Origin of the sequence: Acidovorax sp. LjRoot74, assembly GCF_964254355.1 — a bacterium.
Classification (GTDB): Bacteria; Pseudomonadota; Gammaproteobacteria; order Burkholderiales; family Burkholderiaceae_C; genus Acidovorax.
This window is the reverse complement of record NZ_CAXUTI020000001.1, coordinates 3,232,920-3,248,192: the sequence shown is the minus strand read 5'-3', so window position 1 is coordinate 3,248,192 and position 15,273 is coordinate 3,232,920. Positions and strand designations below refer to the sequence as shown.

Here is a 15,273-nt window from a genome sequence, read left to right as displayed (position 1 = left end):
GGACGCATGTGCTGCTTGCGCGTTGCGCCGAGCCACGGGGGCTTGGCCAGTTTTCAGGCGAAGTCTTCGGTGCCGCGTTGCCGCTTGGCGTCAGCTGCCCCATCGCGGCGGCGTTGTTTGTGGGGTGTGGAACTGCGGCGCCACGTACGCAGAAGGTAGCGAGCAGCGCTGGTCAGCGCCTCGTCGAGTGCTGAGCGCCAGTCCTTGGCTACCGCAGACACGACCACGGCCCCTGCACCGTCAGTGCGCAGCGCAATCTGGCAGCGCTTGTCTGGGCCACCCCGGGGGCCGTTGATGTCGTCGAGCTTGATGTCTGCACGGGGCACCAGCGAATTCAGTCGCCTGAAGGCAAAGCGCACGCGGCGCTCCACGGTCTCACGCATTTGCGCAGCTTCGGGGTGATGGGTTCTGACAAGAATCTGCATGGGCAATCTCCTGAGTTGAGGGTGACACCGTAGCCCGCAGTCTGGATCCCATCCAGCAGGAAATTTCTGCACAAGGCGACCAAAAATCCTGTGCCTTGGAGGCAATCGGCCATGCCGATAGAGCTTCTGTTTTTTAGATTCACTGATCAGAGAAAACCTGCTTCTTGCCAGCGGGTAGAGGCCCCACATTCGAGGCTCTTCCCCGTTTGGAATCTTCCACTTCAAAGGAGCCATTCATGAAACTCTGGTCAGAAATTTCGTCGCTCATCCACTCCCTGCGCCATCGCCTTGAGCGCTGGATTTCTCGCTTTTCTGTGGTGCCATCCCCCGTGCTGCGGCGCGTGCCTGTCAAGGTGCCGCTGCGGGTACAAGCCCAGTACCGCGACGGTTGGCAGCCACGCTCTCGTTCTCGCCGCTGAGGCGGCGCCGTGGGTGCACTGTCGCTTGCTTGTCACCCGTATCGTTGAATCACCCCCCGTTTCAAGGAGAGTAGAGATGCGAACCTATCCCCGCAACAGCCCCGAAGCTGTCGCCCGAATCATCGCCTTGCTGTTGGTGTCAGATGGCCATGTGAGCCGGTCCGAACTGGAGGCATTGCACGGACTGCATATGGAGCAAGAATTGGGCTTGCCGCAGGGTGACTTCGCCAAGGTGTTGCATGGCCTGTGCGAGGACCTGTGGATGGGCGCGCATGAGCAGCGGGTTTTGACAGCCAGTATCGATGGGCCTACGTTGGCCCTGCTGTTGGCTGAAGTGGACGACCCTGCGCTGCGGCGCAAGGCGCTAGAGTTTGCAGAGACAGCGGCCGCTGCAGACCACCACCTGGCTCCTGCCGAGTGGCTGCTGATGAACGCGGTGCGCCAGCAATGGCACATGGATGTGGTGCCTGTGGCGCGGAACAGCAGGTGGCTCGCCATGGCGGCCTGACGGAGCGGTGTGTTGTGTGCGGTCGCACGGGCCATTACGGCTGCAGCCGGGCCGTGCGTCGTTTTCCATGCTTCGCCCTAACCCTTGGATGCATCGACCAGTTGTCGAACCAGCGGGTGGTGCTGCCCTCTGCGGGACCAGATGGCATGCACTTCTTCAAAAAGCTGTGGGCATTCACCCAGCAGGCGCAGCCCGCGCACCAGCCCCACGTCCTGAGCACCCAACCGGCTCACCGGAAACACCCCCAGCCCCCGCGCAGCAAACACGGCCAGCAAGGCACTGTCTTCAAACTCCCCCACCACCCGGGGCTGCACGCCCAGGTCCTGAAACCAGGCATCCAGGGTGGCGCGCAATGGTGCATGGTGGGTGGGCAGTAGCACCGGCAAGTCTTGCAGCGACTGGGGAAAACGGTCGCGTACTTGCTTTTTCACCAGTGACGCCGGGCCATACCACTGCAGTGCAGACCGAGCGATGCGCTCGCTGGTCAGGCGCTGGTGGGGGTTGCGCGGCGCTGCTTGCCCGGCCAGAACCACATCCAGCTGGTGCAGGGCCAACTCAGAAAGCAACTCGTCCGACTCTCCCTCATGGCATACCAGCCGCAGGTGGGGTGTGGCCAGCACAGGCTCCAGCAGTGCATGCGCTGCGAGTTTGGAGATGCCATCCGACAGCCCCACCGACAACCGGGCGACGCGGGCAGTCGCGGCCTCACGCACCTCTTCTTCGATGTACTGGCCCAGTTGAAAAATCTCTTCGGCACGGGTGAATGCAGCTTGCCCCGCTTCGGTCAGCGCCACACCGCGTCCAGAGGGCTTGAGGAGCTGGTGGCCCAGCGCCTTCTCCAGATCACGCACCTGGGCGCTGATGGTCTGCACCGCCATCTCCAGCCGGTCTGCAGCCCTGGCAAAGCCTCCTTCCTTGGCAACCATCCAGAAGTAGTAAAGGTGGCGGTAGTTCAGCATAGGCAGGCTCAGGTTCGAAAAAGCCGAATGCTAGGTGCGGCTGGGTCTGGTGTCTATGTCGCGCGGGTTTGCCCATACTCACCGCTTGCCAATTTCAATACAGAGGAAGCTTTCACATGTTCTACGCAATCAACTGGTTTCTTTCATTGGCTCTGCTTGCCCTCTGGTCTGTGGCCTGTTGGGGGGCGCATGCGGTGACGGTCTGGGTGGTGTCCAATGCGGGCGCACTGGCAGGCGGCAGTACGGTGAAAGACGCCGTCCTGGTGCCGGGCTGGCTCAAAGCCTGGATACCCCCTCAGTTGATCGACCAGTGGGAGGCAGTCTTTTCGTCACTGGGCCCCATGGTGCAAGCTTCACTCGACGCCATGCCTGCTCTGGCAGGTGGCGTCACCTTCCTGGCCTGGGCGCTGTGGGGCGTGGGCGCCATAGTGCTGGTGGCGTTTGCGGTGGGCATCCACATTCTGATTGGGCTGGTCAAGCGCCACGGCGGTGGCACGGGCAGCCCAGGCAACACGAAGGAGGCGTTGGTGCGCTGAGCGGGCTGGCGCAGCCCAGGCATGCGCCTGGACTGCGTCCAATTTCCTCTGCAGGTAGTGCGTGCAGCACGGGGCATATGTATTCCGGCCACCGGGACGGTTCTGCATTGCCCCGCGTTCCGGGGAGCCTGTTTGGCTTGCTGCTGGTGTCACCTGTTGTTGCCATCCGGTGGTGCCACTTGTTTCACCGCAAAAAGTCTGGCTCAGCGCGGCACGCACCCTGCAAACCCCTTGGGCCCTGCTGCAGACACCTCGGCCAGCGTCACTGCCTCCAGCCGGTCGTTCTGCCCCGGCATCTTGGTCAGCCGCTGGCCGTTTTGCCAGCGCCACTGTTGGCCGTCAAAGCTGTAGATGAAGGTGTGGGTGCGGTTGGAGAGCAGGTGCGCGGGCGTGAGCGTGATGGCCTGGGCAGCCGCTTCGGTGGGCGCGTGGGCCTGGGCCTCGTTGTCCTTGATGACGAGTTTGCCCACATACGGCGTCACGGGCGATTCCGTGTGGGTGACTTCGGGCTGGATCAGGGCAGGGCTGTAGCCCGTCAGCGTCCATTCACCGGGGCCACTGGGGCGCACGTGGGGCTGGCGGGTGGCGAGGAACTGGGTGCAGGCGGTGGCCAGCGTGGCAAACGATGTCTGGGCGGGGCCTGTGGGCTCTGGCTTGCTGCAGCCTGCCAGCAGCCACAGTGGCAGGGTGAGCAGCAAGGGGGCGGCGACAACCAGTGCATGGGGTGCAGGCGAACGGCGGGCCAATGCGCGACAGTGCGCGGCGAGTGTGTTGTGCAAAGACCTCATGGACGGCATTGTGGGCCGGTGGGCAGGGCAGGGCTTGATGGAGGTCAAGAGTGCGGCTGGGTGCTGGGTGCGTGTGCATCCTGCCCCAAAGCCTCCGGGTCACCCTGGTGCCAGCGGTGCAGGGCCGTGGGGTCGGCAAGGGCCGCCAGCACGGCAGCGTTCAGCTCGTGGGCGCTGGCGGGCAAGGGCTGGTCGCGGTAGGCCAGTGCCGTGCCTGCCATCAGGGCTTCGGCATCGACCAGCAGGCGCAGGTTTTGCGGGATGGTGGTGGACTGGTCCGCGCAGTGCGTGGCCGACAGCGAATGCGCCTTGCGGCAGGCGGCGGGGCGCACGGGATAGATGCTGCAGCGGTCGTCCACCAGAAAGCTGCAGGCCTGGCGTGCGGGGTTGGCCGGGTCCAGGGCAGCGGTGGTTGTATGCCGCAGCAGGGCACTGATGGTGTCTGCCAGTGCCGCCGGGGGCTGTGCCTGCAGGTGCTGGGCAATGTGAAAGACTTCTGGCTCGGTGGCCTCGACCCGCAGGTGGCAGCAGTGAGAGCATCCGGTCTGGCAGGCGGGCCGGGGGCCGGTGGTGCGGGCGTGGTCGGCCACCGAGTCCAATCCGCGGTGCAACTGTGTGATGAAGCCCACTGCAGCCTGAGCAGCTGCCTCGATGGTCTTGTGCGCTTCAGCGCCTGTAGCTGCCGCGCGCTGCAGGGCCGTAGAACGGGCGGCCTGCAGTGCCCGCGCTGCGGCGCTGCGCACACGGGCAATGGACTGCAGGAAGGCAGTGTGTTCTGCTTCCGTCAGTGCGGGCGATGGGGTGGGTGAGGGCTCCGAGGTCATGTGGAGACGTTGGATGGCAAGGACTGTCTAGAGGGGTTGCTGGCATCGGCCAACGGGAGCCACACGCTGGCGGACAGGCCGGTGCCGGGGGCTGCGGCCAGTTCCAGCTGCCCGCCCATCAGTTGCGCATAGCGCGCCACGATGGAGAGGCCTAGCCCCGCGCCCTGTCCCAGGCGCAGGCCCTGGTCGCCTTGGGCCCAGCGCTGCTGCAGTTGCAGGGCCAAGGCTGTGTCTTCCAAGCCGGGGCCATTGTCGGTCACGCGCAGTTCGGCAAAGCCGGACTTGGAGCCCATGTGCAGCGCCACGGTGATGCGCGGTGGCTGCCCGCGCCCATAGCGCAGTGCGTTGTCCAGCAGGTTGTTCAGGATGCCTTCGATGAGCGCGGTGTTGCCGCGCACGGGCACCGGAGCATCAATGCCTTCAGCGCCCAGGTCCACGCCCAATGCGTCGGCGCGGGGCAGAAAGCGCAGCAGTACGTCGCGCACCAGGGCTTCCAGCGCAAGGGTCTCCAGCGTCAGCGCAATGCCGCTTTCGGCCGCACGCGCCAATGCGAGCAACTGGTCCACGGTGCGGCTGGCGCGCAACTCGGCCTGGGCAATGCCTTGCAGTTCGCTGCGCCACACGGCGGGGTCGTTGCTGGCCAAGGCATGGGCAGCCTGGGCGCGGATGCCCGCCAGGGGCGTGCGCAACTCGTGCGCCACGTTGCCCGCAAACTCGCGCTGGGCACGCAGGCCTTGCTGCACGCGGGCGAACAGGCCGTCCAGCGCCTCGCCCAGGCGCTGCACATCGCGCGTGGCGGCTTCGTGGGTGAGCGACGGTGGCAGGGGTTGCAGGTCGGCGGCGTCGCGGTGGTCTACGGCGTCTTGCAGGTCCGTCAGCGGCTGCAGGTCACGTTCTATGCCACGCAGCAACCACGAGCCCAGGGCCACCAGCAGCCACAACTGGGCCAGGCCGGAGTACACCAGCAGCCGGCGCAGCAACTGCGTGCGCTCGGCCGTGGTTTGCGCCATGACGATGGTGAAGGGCGGTTGCCCGTCGATGCGCAGGCTCACGCGGCGCAGTTCGCGCCCTTCGTAGTCCAGGTTGGAAAACGCATGAAAGGCGCGTTCAGCGATGGTGCCTGGGGCCAGGTGGCTGTCACCCGCCACCAAGGTTCCGTCGGGCCCATACACGGCAAACCAAACAGTTTCGCTCTGGTCAAACCGCAGCAGGCCCACCTCGCGCGGGGTCAGGTCCAGGTGCAATGGCTCGGCGTTGCGGCCTCTGCCACTGGTGGTGGCCGCTTCCCCGCCGCGCACGTGGGCCGCCAGGGCGTGGGCATCGTCCAGCAAGGCGCGGTCAAACGCCTGGGCCACAAAGTGGTTGCCTACGCCCAGCACCACGGCGCTGCCCAGCCCCCAGATGAGCACCAGCGACAGCAGCACGTGGCGGCCGATGCGCTGGCGCAGGGCGGGGGGCTGAGGGCGGTCCATGTCAGCGGTTCACGATGGTGTGTACGGGGGGCTGTGGCGGGGCATGGTGCCCTATTGGGCCTCGTCTTCCAGCAGGTAGCCCAGCCCGCGCAGCGTGCGAATGGTGGCGCCGCTGCCGGTGATCTTGCGGCGCAGGCGCGAGAACGAGGCCTCCAGCGCGTTTTCGCCCACGGCTTCGCCCGCGTCGGACAGGCGGGCTGACAGGTCGCCCTTGCTGAGCACGCGGCCGGGCGGTGTCATCAGTTCCCACAGCAGGTCGAACTCGCGAGCAGGCAGCTCCAGCGGTTGGCCACCAATACTGAATCGGCGCGCTTGCCGGTCCAGCGAGAGCTGGCCCACGGTGACCGTGTCGGCTGTGCCGCTGGCGCGCCGCAGCAAGGCGCGCAGGCGTGCTTCCACTTCTTTCAGCTCGTAGGGCTTGCCCAGGTAGTCGTCGGCGCCAGCGTCCAGCCCTGCGATGCGGTCTTCGGTGCTGTCGCGCGCGCTGAGCACCAGCACGGGGGTGCGGTCGCCGCGCGCGCGTGCGCTGCGCAGGGCCGCGAGGCCGCTACCCAGGCCGCTGCGTGCGTGGGCGGCGTGGGGCAGGTTCAGGTCCAGCAGCACAGCATCGAATGGCTGCACGGCCCACCAGTGCTGGGCTTCTTCCACGGTGTGTGCCAGCTCAACGCGGTGGCCCGCGTTTTCAAGGCCCTGGGCCATGGTGCGGCTGAGGATGGGGTCGTCTTCCACCAGAAGGAGGCGCATGGCAGGGCGGGCTCTACGTGAAATTACGCATGGCTGCGATCAGCCAGCGATCAGGTTGGGTGGGAATAGTTCGAGCGTCAGCATACCCCAGCCCCGTGCAGCGTTCGCAGAGGCCTGGGGGTGGTTTGCAACGCCTTCAGGAGACAACTTTTTCATGATCAACCGCAATCTCGTCAGAGGCTTTGCCCTCATGGCCCTGGCGCTGGGCTTCGGCCTGCCGTCGATGGGCTATTCACTGGGGACGCTCGGCCGCGCAGGGCCAGGCATGTTCCCGTTCATCGTCAGCTGCATGCTGTTTGTGATTGGGGCCATTACCGTGGTGCGCGCGCGCCTGGTGGCGCCGGTGCACATGGACTTCCAGGTGCGCAACATCGCCATCATCCTGGGCAGCCTGTGCGGCTTTGCCCTGCTGTCGCACTTTGTGAACATGATCGCGGGCATCGTGTTTCTGGTGTTCTGCTCGGGCTTTGCGGGTACGTCGTACTCGTGGAAGCGCAACCTGAAGATCGCTGCGGTGCTGGTCGGCATCGCGTTTGCATTCCAAAAGTTGCTGGGCGTGAGCCTGCCGCTGTACTGAGGTCGCAGCCATGGAAGTATTGAACAACCTCGCGTTTGGCTTCAGCCACGCACTGACGCTGCAGAACCTGATGTTCTGCGCCCTGGGCTGCACCGTGGGCACCCTGGTGGGCTTGCTGCCGGGCCTGGGCCCGCTGGCCACCATCAGCCTGCTGCTGCCGCTGACCTACTCCATCGACACCACTGGCGCACTCATCATGCTCGCCGGCATTTACTACGGTGCGCAGTACGGCGATAGCGTGAGCGCCATCACCATGAAGATCCCGCACGCGAGCAGCATCGTGGCGTGTATCGACGGGTACGCGATGACGCTGAAAGGAAAAACGGGGCTGGCCCTGTTCACCGCCGGGTTCTCCAGCTTCATCGGAGGTACCGTGGCCATCGTGGTGCTGACGTTCTTGGCGCCCAGCCTGGGCGAGGTGGCCTTCCTGTTCGGCCCCGCCGACTACTGCGCGCTGATGCTGGTGGGTTTTGTGTGCGTGAGCTTTGTGACTACCGGAAGTCTGCTCAATGGCCTGGCCATGTGCATGGTGGGCGTGCTGCTGGGCTCCATCGGTACGGACGTGAACAGCGGCCTGGCCCGCTTCACGCTGGACATGCCATTTCTGGCCGATGGTGTGGGCATTGTGAGCATTGCGCTGGGCTGCTTCGGCATCGCTGAAATCGCCAAGAACCTTGACTCGCGCGAAGAGCGTTCGCCCTTCAACGGCAAGATCAAGCTCATGCCCACCTGGCCCGAGTTCAAGCGCATCATCCCCAGTGCGCTGCGTGGCAGCGTGGTGGGTTCCATCCTGGGCATTCTGCCCGGCGGTGGCCCCGTGATTGCCCAGTTTGCGGCCTACGCGCTGGACAAGAAGGTCAGCAAGTACAAGCACGAAATCGGCACCGGTTGCATCGAAGGCGTGGCAGGCCAGGCTGCGGCGGACGAGGCGGCTGCGCGCACCAGCTTCATCCCGCTGATGAGCATCGGTATCCCCGAGAACGCCGTGATGGCGCTGATGATGGCTGCGTTCATCATCAAGGGCATCCAGCCTGGTCCCAACATGATCTCCGGCCACCCAGAACTGTTCTGGGGCCTGGTGGCCAGCATGTGGATCGGCAACTGCTTCCTGCTGGTGCTGAACGTGCCGCTGGTGCGCTACTGGCTGTCGGTGTTCAAGATTCCGTACAACGTGCTGTTCCCGGCAATCTTGTTCTTCTGCTGCATCGGCACCTACAGCATTAACAACAACCTGGACGACGTGTTCATCACCGTGGCGTTTGGTGCGCTGGGCTACCTGTTCATGCGGCTGGAGATGGACCCTTCACCGCTGATGCTGGGATTCATCCTGGGCCCCATGCTCGAAGAGAACTTCCGCCGCTCCATGCTGCTGTCGCGCGGCAGCTTTGAAGTGTTCATCAACCGCCCCATCAGCGGCACGCTGATCAGCCTGATCGCTGCGTTCATCCTGTGGCAGACCTTTGTGTTCTTCCGCCAGCGGGGCAAGGCGAAGGAACTGGCGGTGGCGGAGCCCGCCACAACGTGACGAACACTGTGTACTGATTGACTCTCTGTTGGCTGCAAGGCCTGCCGGGCGCCGCTCCAGGGCGATGGCAGGAACCACAGTCTTTCAAGGCCGGTCGCCGCAAGGTGGCTGGCCCTTTTTTTCCGTCAGCCGACCGTCCACCAACCCGGCAGCAACGCACGCACCTGCGTCTGCGCAAACCGGTCATCCATCAGGTGCACCGTGCCCTCATCACTCGGTGTGCGGATCACGCGGCCCGCAGCCTGCACCACCTTTTGCAGGCCGGGGTACAGATAGGTGTAGTCATACCCCGCGCCAAAAAGTGCCTGCATGCGCTCGCGGATCTGCTCGTTGACCGGGTTGACCTGCGGCAGGCCCAGCGTGGCCAGAAAGGCGCCGATGAGCCGCTTGCCCGGCAGGTCGATGCCTTCGGCAAACGCACCGCCCAGCACCGCAAAGGCAATGCCCTGGCTGGTGTCGGTGAAGCGCGCCAGAAACTCGCGCTGTTCCCCCTCCAGCATCCGACGCGACTGGCACCAGTGCGGTATATCGGGGTGCTGCTGCGCAAACAGTGCAGCGGCCTGTTGCAGGTAGTCGTAGCTGCTGAAAAACGCTAGGTAGTTGCCGGGCCGCGCGCGAAACTGCTGCGCCATCAACGCCGCAATCGGCGCCAGCGATGCCGCACGGTGCGGGTAGCGCGTGGAGATGTGGCGCGCCACCTGCACCTGCAGCTGGTGCGCGGAAAAGGGAGATTCCACATCCACCCATACATGGTCGTCGGGCAGACCCAGCAGGTCGGCGTAGTAGCGCGCGGGCTGCAGCGTGGCCGAGAACAAGGTGCTGGTGTGTGCCGCAGCGAGGCGCGGTTGCAGAAAGGGTGCGGGCACCACGTTGCGGATGCAGATCACCGAATCGCCGGGTTTGGAGGCCCGGTGGGGGTGGGCGCTAGAGGACTGGGTGATGTCCACCATCGAATGTGCATCCAGCAGGTCGGCCATTCGCTGGAGGTGCAGGGCGTCGAAATAGAAGGTCTGCAGCGCGCTGTCGGGTTCCGTGGGGTGATCGGTAAAGTGATCGGTGAGTGTGGTGGTGCACTGCTGCAGCGCGGCCAGCAGCTTGTCGGGGAAGGTTTCGAGCACTGTGTATGGGGTCGGGTGCGCCTTGTCCAGCGCCACCCAGGCGCGGCGCACCTTGTCCAGCGCCTTTTTCACCGGCGAGTGTTGCGCTGCGATGGGGCTGCTGCGGGCCTGGGCGAGGGCGGCGGGGTGCAGCTCGGCCGTGAACATCTTGCGGCCGCGCTCCACCAGGTTGTGCGCCTCGTCCACCAGCAGCGCCGTGCGCCACTGGTTGGCCTGGGCCAGGCCGTGCAGCAGGCCGCCCAGGTCGAAGTAGTAGTTGTAGTCGCCCACCACCACATCGGCCCAGCGGGCCAGCTCCTGGCTCAGGTAGTAGGGGCAGACCTCGTGCTGCAGCGCCACCTCACGCACGCGGGCTTGTAGCAGGGCGGGGGCTGGGAGACTTGCGCGGGTGTCGGCCACCGCAGCGGCGCGGGCGGCAGACAGCCGGTCGTAGAAGCCCCGGGCCAGCGGGCACGATTCGCCGTGGCAGGCTTTGTCCGGGTGTTCACACGCCTTGTCGCGCGCAACCAGTTCCAGCACGCGCAGTGGCAGCGCCGGTGCGCTGTCGGACAGGCGCGCCAGTGCGTCCAGCGCCATCTGTCGCCCCGAGGTTTTGGCGGCCAGAAAGAACACCTTGTCGATGCGCTGCGTGGGCGCGGCCTTGAGCAGCGGGAACAGCGTGCCCATGGTCTTGCCAATGCCCGTGGGGGCCTGCGCCAGCAGACAGCGGCCAGCGACCGCCGCCTTGTACACGGCCTCGGCCAGCGGGCGCTGGCCGGTGCGAAAGCCGCCAAACGGAAACACCAGGGTGCTCAATGCCGCATCGCGTGCCACGCGGTGGGCCACCTGCTGTTCGGCCCAGGCAATGAAGCGCCGGCACTGCGCCTCGAAGTGCTGGCGCAGATCGTCGGCGCTACAGCGCTCGGTAAACACCGTCTCTTGTTGCGTGCCCACGTCCAGGTAGACCAGGGCCACGTCGATGTGTGCCAGCTGCTCTTGCACACACAGAAGCCAGCCGTACACCTTGGCCTGTGCCCAGTGCAAGTGGCGGTGTGATGCGGGCTGGCGGTCCAGCCGCCCTTTGACGGTCTTGACCTCGTCGATGCGCTGCTGGGCCGGGTCGTAGCCATCGGCCCGGCCCCGCACGCACAGGCTTTGGTAGCTGCCACTCAGTGCCACTTCAGCGCGGTAGCCCGCGCCCCGGCGCGATGCAGCCACTGCATGGCCTGCGATGCCTTCCAGCGCGGTGGGTGCGGGCGTAAAGCGCAGGTCCAGATCACCTTGCTTGGCGGTGAACTCGCACAGCTCGCGCACCGCCACGGTGTAGGTCATGGCGCGGGCTGGGGGCTGTTGGTGCCAGGGGCGGGCAGTTCGCCCAGGTGGGCCTGTGCCGGGTCGTCCTCGCTGCGCAGCGGTGTGGCCTTGCACAGCGCCATCCACACCGCAAAGGGCAGCGTGCAGCGGTTGTGCCGCGCGGGGCGCAGCAGCTCAAAGCGCCCGTCGTCCACGCTGCCGTGCAGCACCCAGATGCCGAAGTGCTCGGGGATTTCATCCGGTTCGGCAATGCCCGCCGGGAAGACGTAGTAGCACTCCTCGCACAGCCACTGGTAGGCCTGCCGCTTGGCGTCATGCCGCAGGTCCGACAGCAGGTCGGCCCGGCTGGCCTTCACCTCATGCACCATGGGCTGCAGGTAGGCGGGCACCGAGGTGTTGCGCACCGAGAAAAGATCGGGCCGCGCCATGCGCCATACATTGGCGGCGGTGCGGGCGGCCGGAGCGTGGTCATCGTCGGCCCACAGAGGCACCATGGCGGGTGCCGCGTTGGCAGGCGCATCAGCCGTGGCCGCAGGCGGTGCCACATCCCCCACCGGCACGCTGTCGATCACCGCGCGCAGCGATAGCTCCGTCCACACAATGCGGCCCGAGGCCAGCAGCTGCGCCGCAAACTTCTGCCCCAGCCGGTCGTGCAGGCTCAGTGCCCGCACGCTGCGCTGCCGGGCTTGTGCCAGGGTGCGGATGCCTTCGTCGGTGAGTCGCAGGGTCTCGCAGCCATCCGGTGCCACCTGCAGCGTGATCAGCCCGGCGGCCAGCAGGTCAATCTCCAGCCCATCCTTGCATGGCCACCCCGCCGAGCGCCAGATCTGCATCAGGCGGGTGCGGTGAAAGCGGGTGATGGTGGTGGAGGGCGGGGGGGCCGAAGTGGGGGAGTGCAGCGCCGTCATAGCGGGGTGGGTGGGCTGGCGTGATACTGATTTTAATCACAGTGTCTGGCGGATGCCGCTTTTTTGACGGGAGGGCGGGGGCGCAGAAAACTATGGGAAAAATTAGCCTCTACCGCCTAATAGGTAAGCACTGATAGCTATTAAAATGTGAGCATTCTTGCCATGCCACAGCGAGGACTCGCAAGCAGTTCACTGGAGTTTTCTGGAATGTGCTCTTTGGTGGTGCCCGAAACCAGCCCTCAGCAGCCCCTCCCTGTGGCGCTGGTGAGGGACAGCTACCTGGGCTTCACCACCATGCATAGGCTGCAGCGAAGTTTTTTGGCATCGAGCGATGCTAGGCGGAACCCAGTTGCGTCAACGTGCTTTGAAGTGCTTTTTTGAACCTCGGGTCCATCACCGCTCCCACGTTGTAGCGCGACCATGGCGAGGCCGTTGAGGCATCGACGCTGAAGATCATGCCCGGCGCCAGCCGGACGTTGTGTGGCAGCAGCGCGTCTGCAAGGGCCATCGAATCATCCACACCCGGCATGGATGCCCACAGGTAGAGAGACTGGGCGTTCTTTGCGAAGATGTTCGCTCCGACAGATTCAAACAGCGCCCGCGCACCTTCCGTCGCTTCGCCGAGCCGACTGCGCAACCGGGTCAGATGCCGTTGGTAGTGGCCTTCGCTCAACATGACATCGACGGTGCGTTCACAATACTCAGAACTGCTCACGTGGATCAGCGCTTTCAGGTCAGCAAGGTCACTGGCCAAATCCGCGCCACAAGCGATGAAGCCCACGCGCAGTGCTGCAGAGAATGACTTGGAGAAGCTGCCGATGTAGATGGTGCGTTCAAGTTGGTCCAAAGAAGCCAGGCGCGGCGACGAGGTCGGTTTGAAGTCTGCAAGCGGATCGTTTTCAACAATCAGCAAATCGTATTTTTGCGCCAGTTGCAGCACGCGGAAGGCCTTTGCTGCGGACAGGTCCGAGCCTGTCGGGTTGTGTGCAAGCGACTGCGTGAAGAAGAGCCTGGGCCGCTGGGTGATCAACAGCTGCTCCAGGGCTTCCAGGTCTGGCCCATCGTGCAGACGTGGCACGCCCAGCACCTCGGCACTGGCCATCTTCAACTTGCCGAACAAAGGGTAGTAGCCGGGGTCGTCCACCAACACCTTGCCACCGGGCGGCACGAAGTAGCGGATGACGATGTCCATCGCCTCGTTGGCGCCGTGCGTCAGGACGATCTGCCGGGGTTCGGCACCGATCCCGAAGTCCGCGAGTTTGCGCACCAGATGCTCGCGCAGTGGCGTGTACCCGAAGCGGCTGCCATAGCGGAACAGGGAGCCCAGCCCCGTCCGCACGACTTTCTGGTGGTACTTGTCCAGCCTCACGTCCGAGAGCCACTCCACTGGCGGGAAGCCATCGGCGATGGCCAGGGCGCCCGGTTCCGTCTTGAGCTGTTCACGCATCAGCCAAACGATGTCTTTTGCCCGCCCCAAACTTCCCGCCTCATCGTCGGCCGCCTTGGACGGAGGCTTTTCGACCACGAAGTACCCGGCACCTCGACGAGGCTCGATCAGCCCGCGCGAGACGAGAAGTTCAAAAGCCGTGACCACCGTGTTTTTGGCGTACTTGTGGAGTTCGGCCATCTCGCGCAGCGAGGGCAATTTGTCGCCGACCTTGTAGGCACCGTCGCGTATCTGCCTTTCGATGTCATCGGCGACCGACACGGGCAACGTGGCTGCTCTGGCGCGGCGTGTCTGGGAGCGTCCTTCAACTGTCATTGGTCAGCTCTGGCATGGCCAGGAAAGAAACTGTTTGGCCAAACTGTACCTTTTCTATTTGGTACGGTGATTTTAAAGTTTACCCATACCGTATCCACTACTCAGAAGACACTCCATGGTCGATTCACGACTCCCCAACTTCCGATCCCTCAGCCCTGCACAGCGCCTGGAGCATGTCGCGCGAATCGCCAACCTGTCCGAGGGCGATATCGCGCTCATCGCCCAACCCGGCGCGCTCAACGTCGAGCGCGCCAATGGCATGGTGGAGAACGTCATCGGGACTTTCGAACTTCCCTTTGGCATCGGCGGCAATTTCCAGATCAATGGCCGCGATGTCTTGGTGCCGATGGTAGTTGAAGAGCCTTCCGTCGTTGCTGCAGCTTCGTTCATGGCCAAGCTCGCTCGCGACGGTGGTGGTTTCGAGACCTCCAGCACGGGACCGCTGATGCGCGCCCAGGTACAGGTCATCGGCATCACCGACCCCTATGGGGCGCGCCTCGCGCTTCTGAAGCACTGCGACGAGATCCTGGCGGTCGCCAACAGCCGCGACAAGGTCCTCATCGGTCTAGGCGGCGGCTGCCGTGACATTGAGGTCCATGTGTTTCCTGACACGGCACGCGGTCCGATGATCGTCATGCATCTGATCGTTGACGTTCGTGATGCGATGGGTGCCAATACCGTCAACACCATGGCCGAGTCGGTTTCGCCCTTGGTAGAGAAGCTCACAGGCGGCACCGTGCGGCTGCGCATTCTGTCCAACCTGGCCGACCTGCGTCTGTCGCGTGCCCGCGTGCGGCTCACGCCCGAAACGCTCACAACCAGGGAGCGCACCGGCGAAGAGATCATCGAAGGCGTGCTCGATGCCTACACGTTCGCGGCCATCGATCCGTACCGCGCAGCGACGCACAACAAGGGCATCATGAACGGCATTGATCCCGTCATCGTTGCCACAGGCAACGACTGGCGTGCGGTCGAGGCTGGCGCCCATGCCTATGCCAGCCGAAACGGCCGCTACACCTCGCTGACAACCTGGGAGAAAGACACTCGGGGCGCGCTGGTCGGCACCATCGAAATGCCCATGCCTGTGGGCCTGGTGGGGGGCGCGACCAAGACACACCCGCTGGCCCAACTGTCCCTGAAGATCATGGGCGTCAAGTCGGCGCAGGAGCTGGGGGAGGTGGCCGTCGCCGTGGGCCTGGCCCAGAACCTCGGGGCGCTGCGTGCCCTGGCCACAGAAGGCATCCAGCGCGGCCACATGGCATTGCACGCCCGCAACATCGCCCTGGTCGCCGGAGCCACGGGCGACGAGGTGGATGCCATCGCCAAACGTATGGCTGCCGAGCACGACGTACGCACCGACCGGGCGCTCGCCTTGCTGGAAGAAATGCGCCGCAAATAACACCGCCACCGTTGCC

The 15,273-nt window shown here is 64.9% G+C and carries 15 protein-coding genes; 6 read left to right on the top strand and 9 right to left on the bottom strand.

Annotation, left to right across the window (positions count from 1 at the left end):
• Positions 1–53: 53 nt before the first annotated feature.
• Positions 54–425: an HPF/RaiA family ribosome-associated protein gene (locus tag ACSQ3O_RS15140; protein WP_137748023.1), complete on the bottom strand. Its 372-nt coding sequence runs from the start codon at positions 423–425 to the stop codon at positions 54–56.
• A 236-nt stretch (positions 426–661) separates the two neighbouring features.
• Between ACSQ3O_RS15140 and ACSQ3O_RS15135 the strand changes: the two genes are divergently transcribed.
• Together ACSQ3O_RS15135 and ACSQ3O_RS15130 are read left to right on the top strand one after the other, a co-directional pair.
• Positions 662–844: a hypothetical protein gene (locus ACSQ3O_RS15135; protein WP_298457620.1), complete on the top strand. Its 183-nt coding sequence runs from the start codon at positions 662–664 to the stop codon at positions 842–844.
• Positions 845–920: 76 nt separating this feature from the next.
• The gene (locus ACSQ3O_RS15130; RefSeq protein ID WP_298457623.1) at positions 921–1,352 is read left to right on the top strand and encodes a TerB family tellurite resistance protein; all 432 of its coding nucleotides are present in this window, start codon (positions 921–923) and stop codon (positions 1,350–1,352) included.
• Between the two features lie 77 nt (positions 1,353–1,429).
• On the opposite strand, the gene ACSQ3O_RS15125 is transcribed toward ACSQ3O_RS15130, so the two are convergent.
• A complete protein-coding gene (locus ACSQ3O_RS15125; protein WP_298457625.1) occupies positions 1,430–2,311 on the bottom strand; it encodes a LysR substrate-binding domain-containing protein in 882 nt (293 codons plus the stop codon).
• Positions 2,312–2,427: 116 nt separating this feature from the next.
• On the opposite strand from ACSQ3O_RS15125, the gene ACSQ3O_RS15120 reads away from it, so the two are divergent.
• Positions 2,428–2,847, top strand: coding sequence for a hypothetical protein (locus tag ACSQ3O_RS15120; RefSeq protein WP_436139491.1), 420 nt, complete (start codon positions 2,428–2,430; stop codon positions 2,845–2,847).
• A 203-nt stretch (positions 2,848–3,050) separates the two neighbouring features.
• Here the strand turns inward: ACSQ3O_RS15120 and ACSQ3O_RS15115 are convergent, their stop codons facing one another.
• From ACSQ3O_RS15115 to ACSQ3O_RS15100, 4 genes are read right to left on the bottom strand one after another with little or no spacing between them, the layout of a single operon-like run.
• On the bottom strand, positions 3,051–3,635 hold the full coding sequence (locus tag ACSQ3O_RS15115) for a hypothetical protein (protein ID WP_436139490.1): 585 nt from the start codon (positions 3,633–3,635) through the stop codon (positions 3,051–3,053).
• A 44-nt stretch (positions 3,636–3,679) separates the two neighbouring features.
• The gene (locus ACSQ3O_RS15110) at positions 3,680–4,459 is read right to left on the bottom strand and encodes a YkgJ family cysteine cluster protein (RefSeq protein WP_436139489.1); all 780 of its coding nucleotides are present in this window, start codon (positions 4,457–4,459) and stop codon (positions 3,680–3,682) included.
• Entirely contained in the window at positions 4,456–5,931 is a 1,476-nt protein-coding gene (locus ACSQ3O_RS15105) for a sensor histidine kinase (RefSeq protein ID WP_436139488.1), read from the bottom strand. The genes ACSQ3O_RS15110 and ACSQ3O_RS15105 overlap by 4 nt, the downstream gene beginning before the upstream one ends.
• Positions 5,932–5,982: 51 nt before the next feature.
• Entirely contained in the window at positions 5,983–6,675 is a 693-nt protein-coding gene (locus tag ACSQ3O_RS15100) for a response regulator transcription factor (protein WP_137748016.1), read from the bottom strand.
• A 154-nt stretch (positions 6,676–6,829) separates the two neighbouring features.
• Between ACSQ3O_RS15100 and ACSQ3O_RS15095 the strand changes: the two genes are divergently transcribed.
• Together ACSQ3O_RS15095 and ACSQ3O_RS15090 are read left to right on the top strand one after the other, a co-directional pair.
• Positions 6,830–7,252 (top strand): tripartite tricarboxylate transporter TctB family protein, encoded by a 423-nt coding sequence (locus ACSQ3O_RS15095; protein ID WP_436139487.1) that lies wholly within the window; start codon positions 6,830–6,832, stop codon positions 7,250–7,252.
• Between the two features lie 10 nt (positions 7,253–7,262).
• Positions 7,263–8,777: a tripartite tricarboxylate transporter permease gene (locus ACSQ3O_RS15090; protein ID WP_436139486.1), complete on the top strand. Its 1,515-nt coding sequence runs from the start codon at positions 7,263–7,265 to the stop codon at positions 8,775–8,777.
• 125 nt (positions 8,778–8,902) lie between these two features.
• Here ACSQ3O_RS15090 and ACSQ3O_RS15085 read toward each other — a convergent pair whose 3' ends face one another.
• The 3 genes from ACSQ3O_RS15085 to ACSQ3O_RS15075 all read right to left on the bottom strand — a co-directional run bounded on the left by ACSQ3O_RS15085 (position 8,903) and on the right by ACSQ3O_RS15075 (position 13,858).
• Positions 8,903–11,206, bottom strand: coding sequence for an ATP-dependent DNA helicase (locus ACSQ3O_RS15085; RefSeq protein WP_436139485.1), 2,304 nt, complete (start codon positions 11,204–11,206; stop codon positions 8,903–8,905).
• A complete protein-coding gene (locus tag ACSQ3O_RS15080) occupies positions 11,203–12,096 on the bottom strand; it encodes a hypothetical protein (RefSeq protein ID WP_436139484.1) in 894 nt (297 codons plus the stop codon). The genes ACSQ3O_RS15085 and ACSQ3O_RS15080 overlap by 4 nt, the downstream gene beginning before the upstream one ends.
• 334 nt (positions 12,097–12,430) lie before the next feature.
• Entirely contained in the window at positions 12,431–13,858 is a 1,428-nt protein-coding gene (locus tag ACSQ3O_RS15075) for a PLP-dependent aminotransferase family protein (RefSeq protein ID WP_436139483.1), read from the bottom strand.
• 115 nt (positions 13,859–13,973) lie between these two features.
• Here ACSQ3O_RS15075 and ACSQ3O_RS15070 point away from each other — a divergent pair, with 115 nt between their 5' ends.
• Positions 13,974–15,257, top strand: a complete 1,284-nt coding sequence (locus tag ACSQ3O_RS15070; protein ID WP_436139482.1) for a hydroxymethylglutaryl-CoA reductase, degradative — start codon at positions 13,974–13,976, stop codon at positions 15,255–15,257.
• Positions 15,258–15,273 lie beyond the last annotated feature (16 nt).

Bases quoted from the DNA above. Each gene is read 5' to 3' on its own strand.
- ACSQ3O_RS15095 (WP_436139487.1), top strand. From the start codon at position 6,830: ATGATCAACCGCAATCTCGTCAGAGGCTTTGCCCTCATGGCCCTGGCG.
- ACSQ3O_RS15105 (WP_436139488.1), bottom strand. From the start codon at position 5,931: ATGGACCGCCCTCAGCCCCCCGCCCTGCGCCAGCGCATCGGCCGCCAC.
- ACSQ3O_RS15085 (WP_436139485.1), bottom strand. From the start codon at position 11,206: ATGACCTACACCGTGGCGGTGCGCGAGCTGTGCGAGTTCACCGCCAAG.
- ACSQ3O_RS15080 (WP_436139484.1), bottom strand. From the start codon at position 12,096: ATGACGGCGCTGCACTCCCCCACTTCGGCCCCCCCGCCCTCCACCACC.
- ACSQ3O_RS15125 (WP_298457625.1), bottom strand. From the start codon at position 2,311: ATGCTGAACTACCGCCACCTTTACTACTTCTGGATGGTTGCCAAGGAA.
- ACSQ3O_RS15110 (WP_436139489.1), bottom strand. From the start codon at position 4,459: ATGACCTCGGAGCCCTCACCCACCCCATCGCCCGCACTGACGGAAGCA.
- ACSQ3O_RS15135 (WP_298457620.1), top strand. From the start codon at position 662: ATGAAACTCTGGTCAGAAATTTCGTCGCTCATCCACTCCCTGCGCCAT.
- ACSQ3O_RS15140 (WP_137748023.1), bottom strand. From the start codon at position 425: ATGCAGATTCTTGTCAGAACCCATCACCCCGAAGCTGCGCAAATGCGT.
- ACSQ3O_RS15075 (WP_436139483.1), bottom strand. From the start codon at position 13,858: ATGACAGTTGAAGGACGCTCCCAGACACGCCGCGCCAGAGCAGCCACG.
- ACSQ3O_RS15100 (WP_137748016.1), bottom strand. From the start codon at position 6,675: ATGCGCCTCCTTCTGGTGGAAGACGACCCCATCCTCAGCCGCACCATG.
- ACSQ3O_RS15130 (WP_298457623.1), top strand. From the start codon at position 921: ATGCGAACCTATCCCCGCAACAGCCCCGAAGCTGTCGCCCGAATCATC.
- ACSQ3O_RS15115 (WP_436139490.1), bottom strand. From the start codon at position 3,635: ATGAGGTCTTTGCACAACACACTCGCCGCGCACTGTCGCGCATTGGCC.
- ACSQ3O_RS15120 (WP_436139491.1), top strand. From the start codon at position 2,428: ATGTTCTACGCAATCAACTGGTTTCTTTCATTGGCTCTGCTTGCCCTC.
- ACSQ3O_RS15070 (WP_436139482.1), top strand. From the start codon at position 13,974: ATGGTCGATTCACGACTCCCCAACTTCCGATCCCTCAGCCCTGCACAG.
- ACSQ3O_RS15090 (WP_436139486.1), top strand. From the start codon at position 7,263: ATGGAAGTATTGAACAACCTCGCGTTTGGCTTCAGCCACGCACTGACG.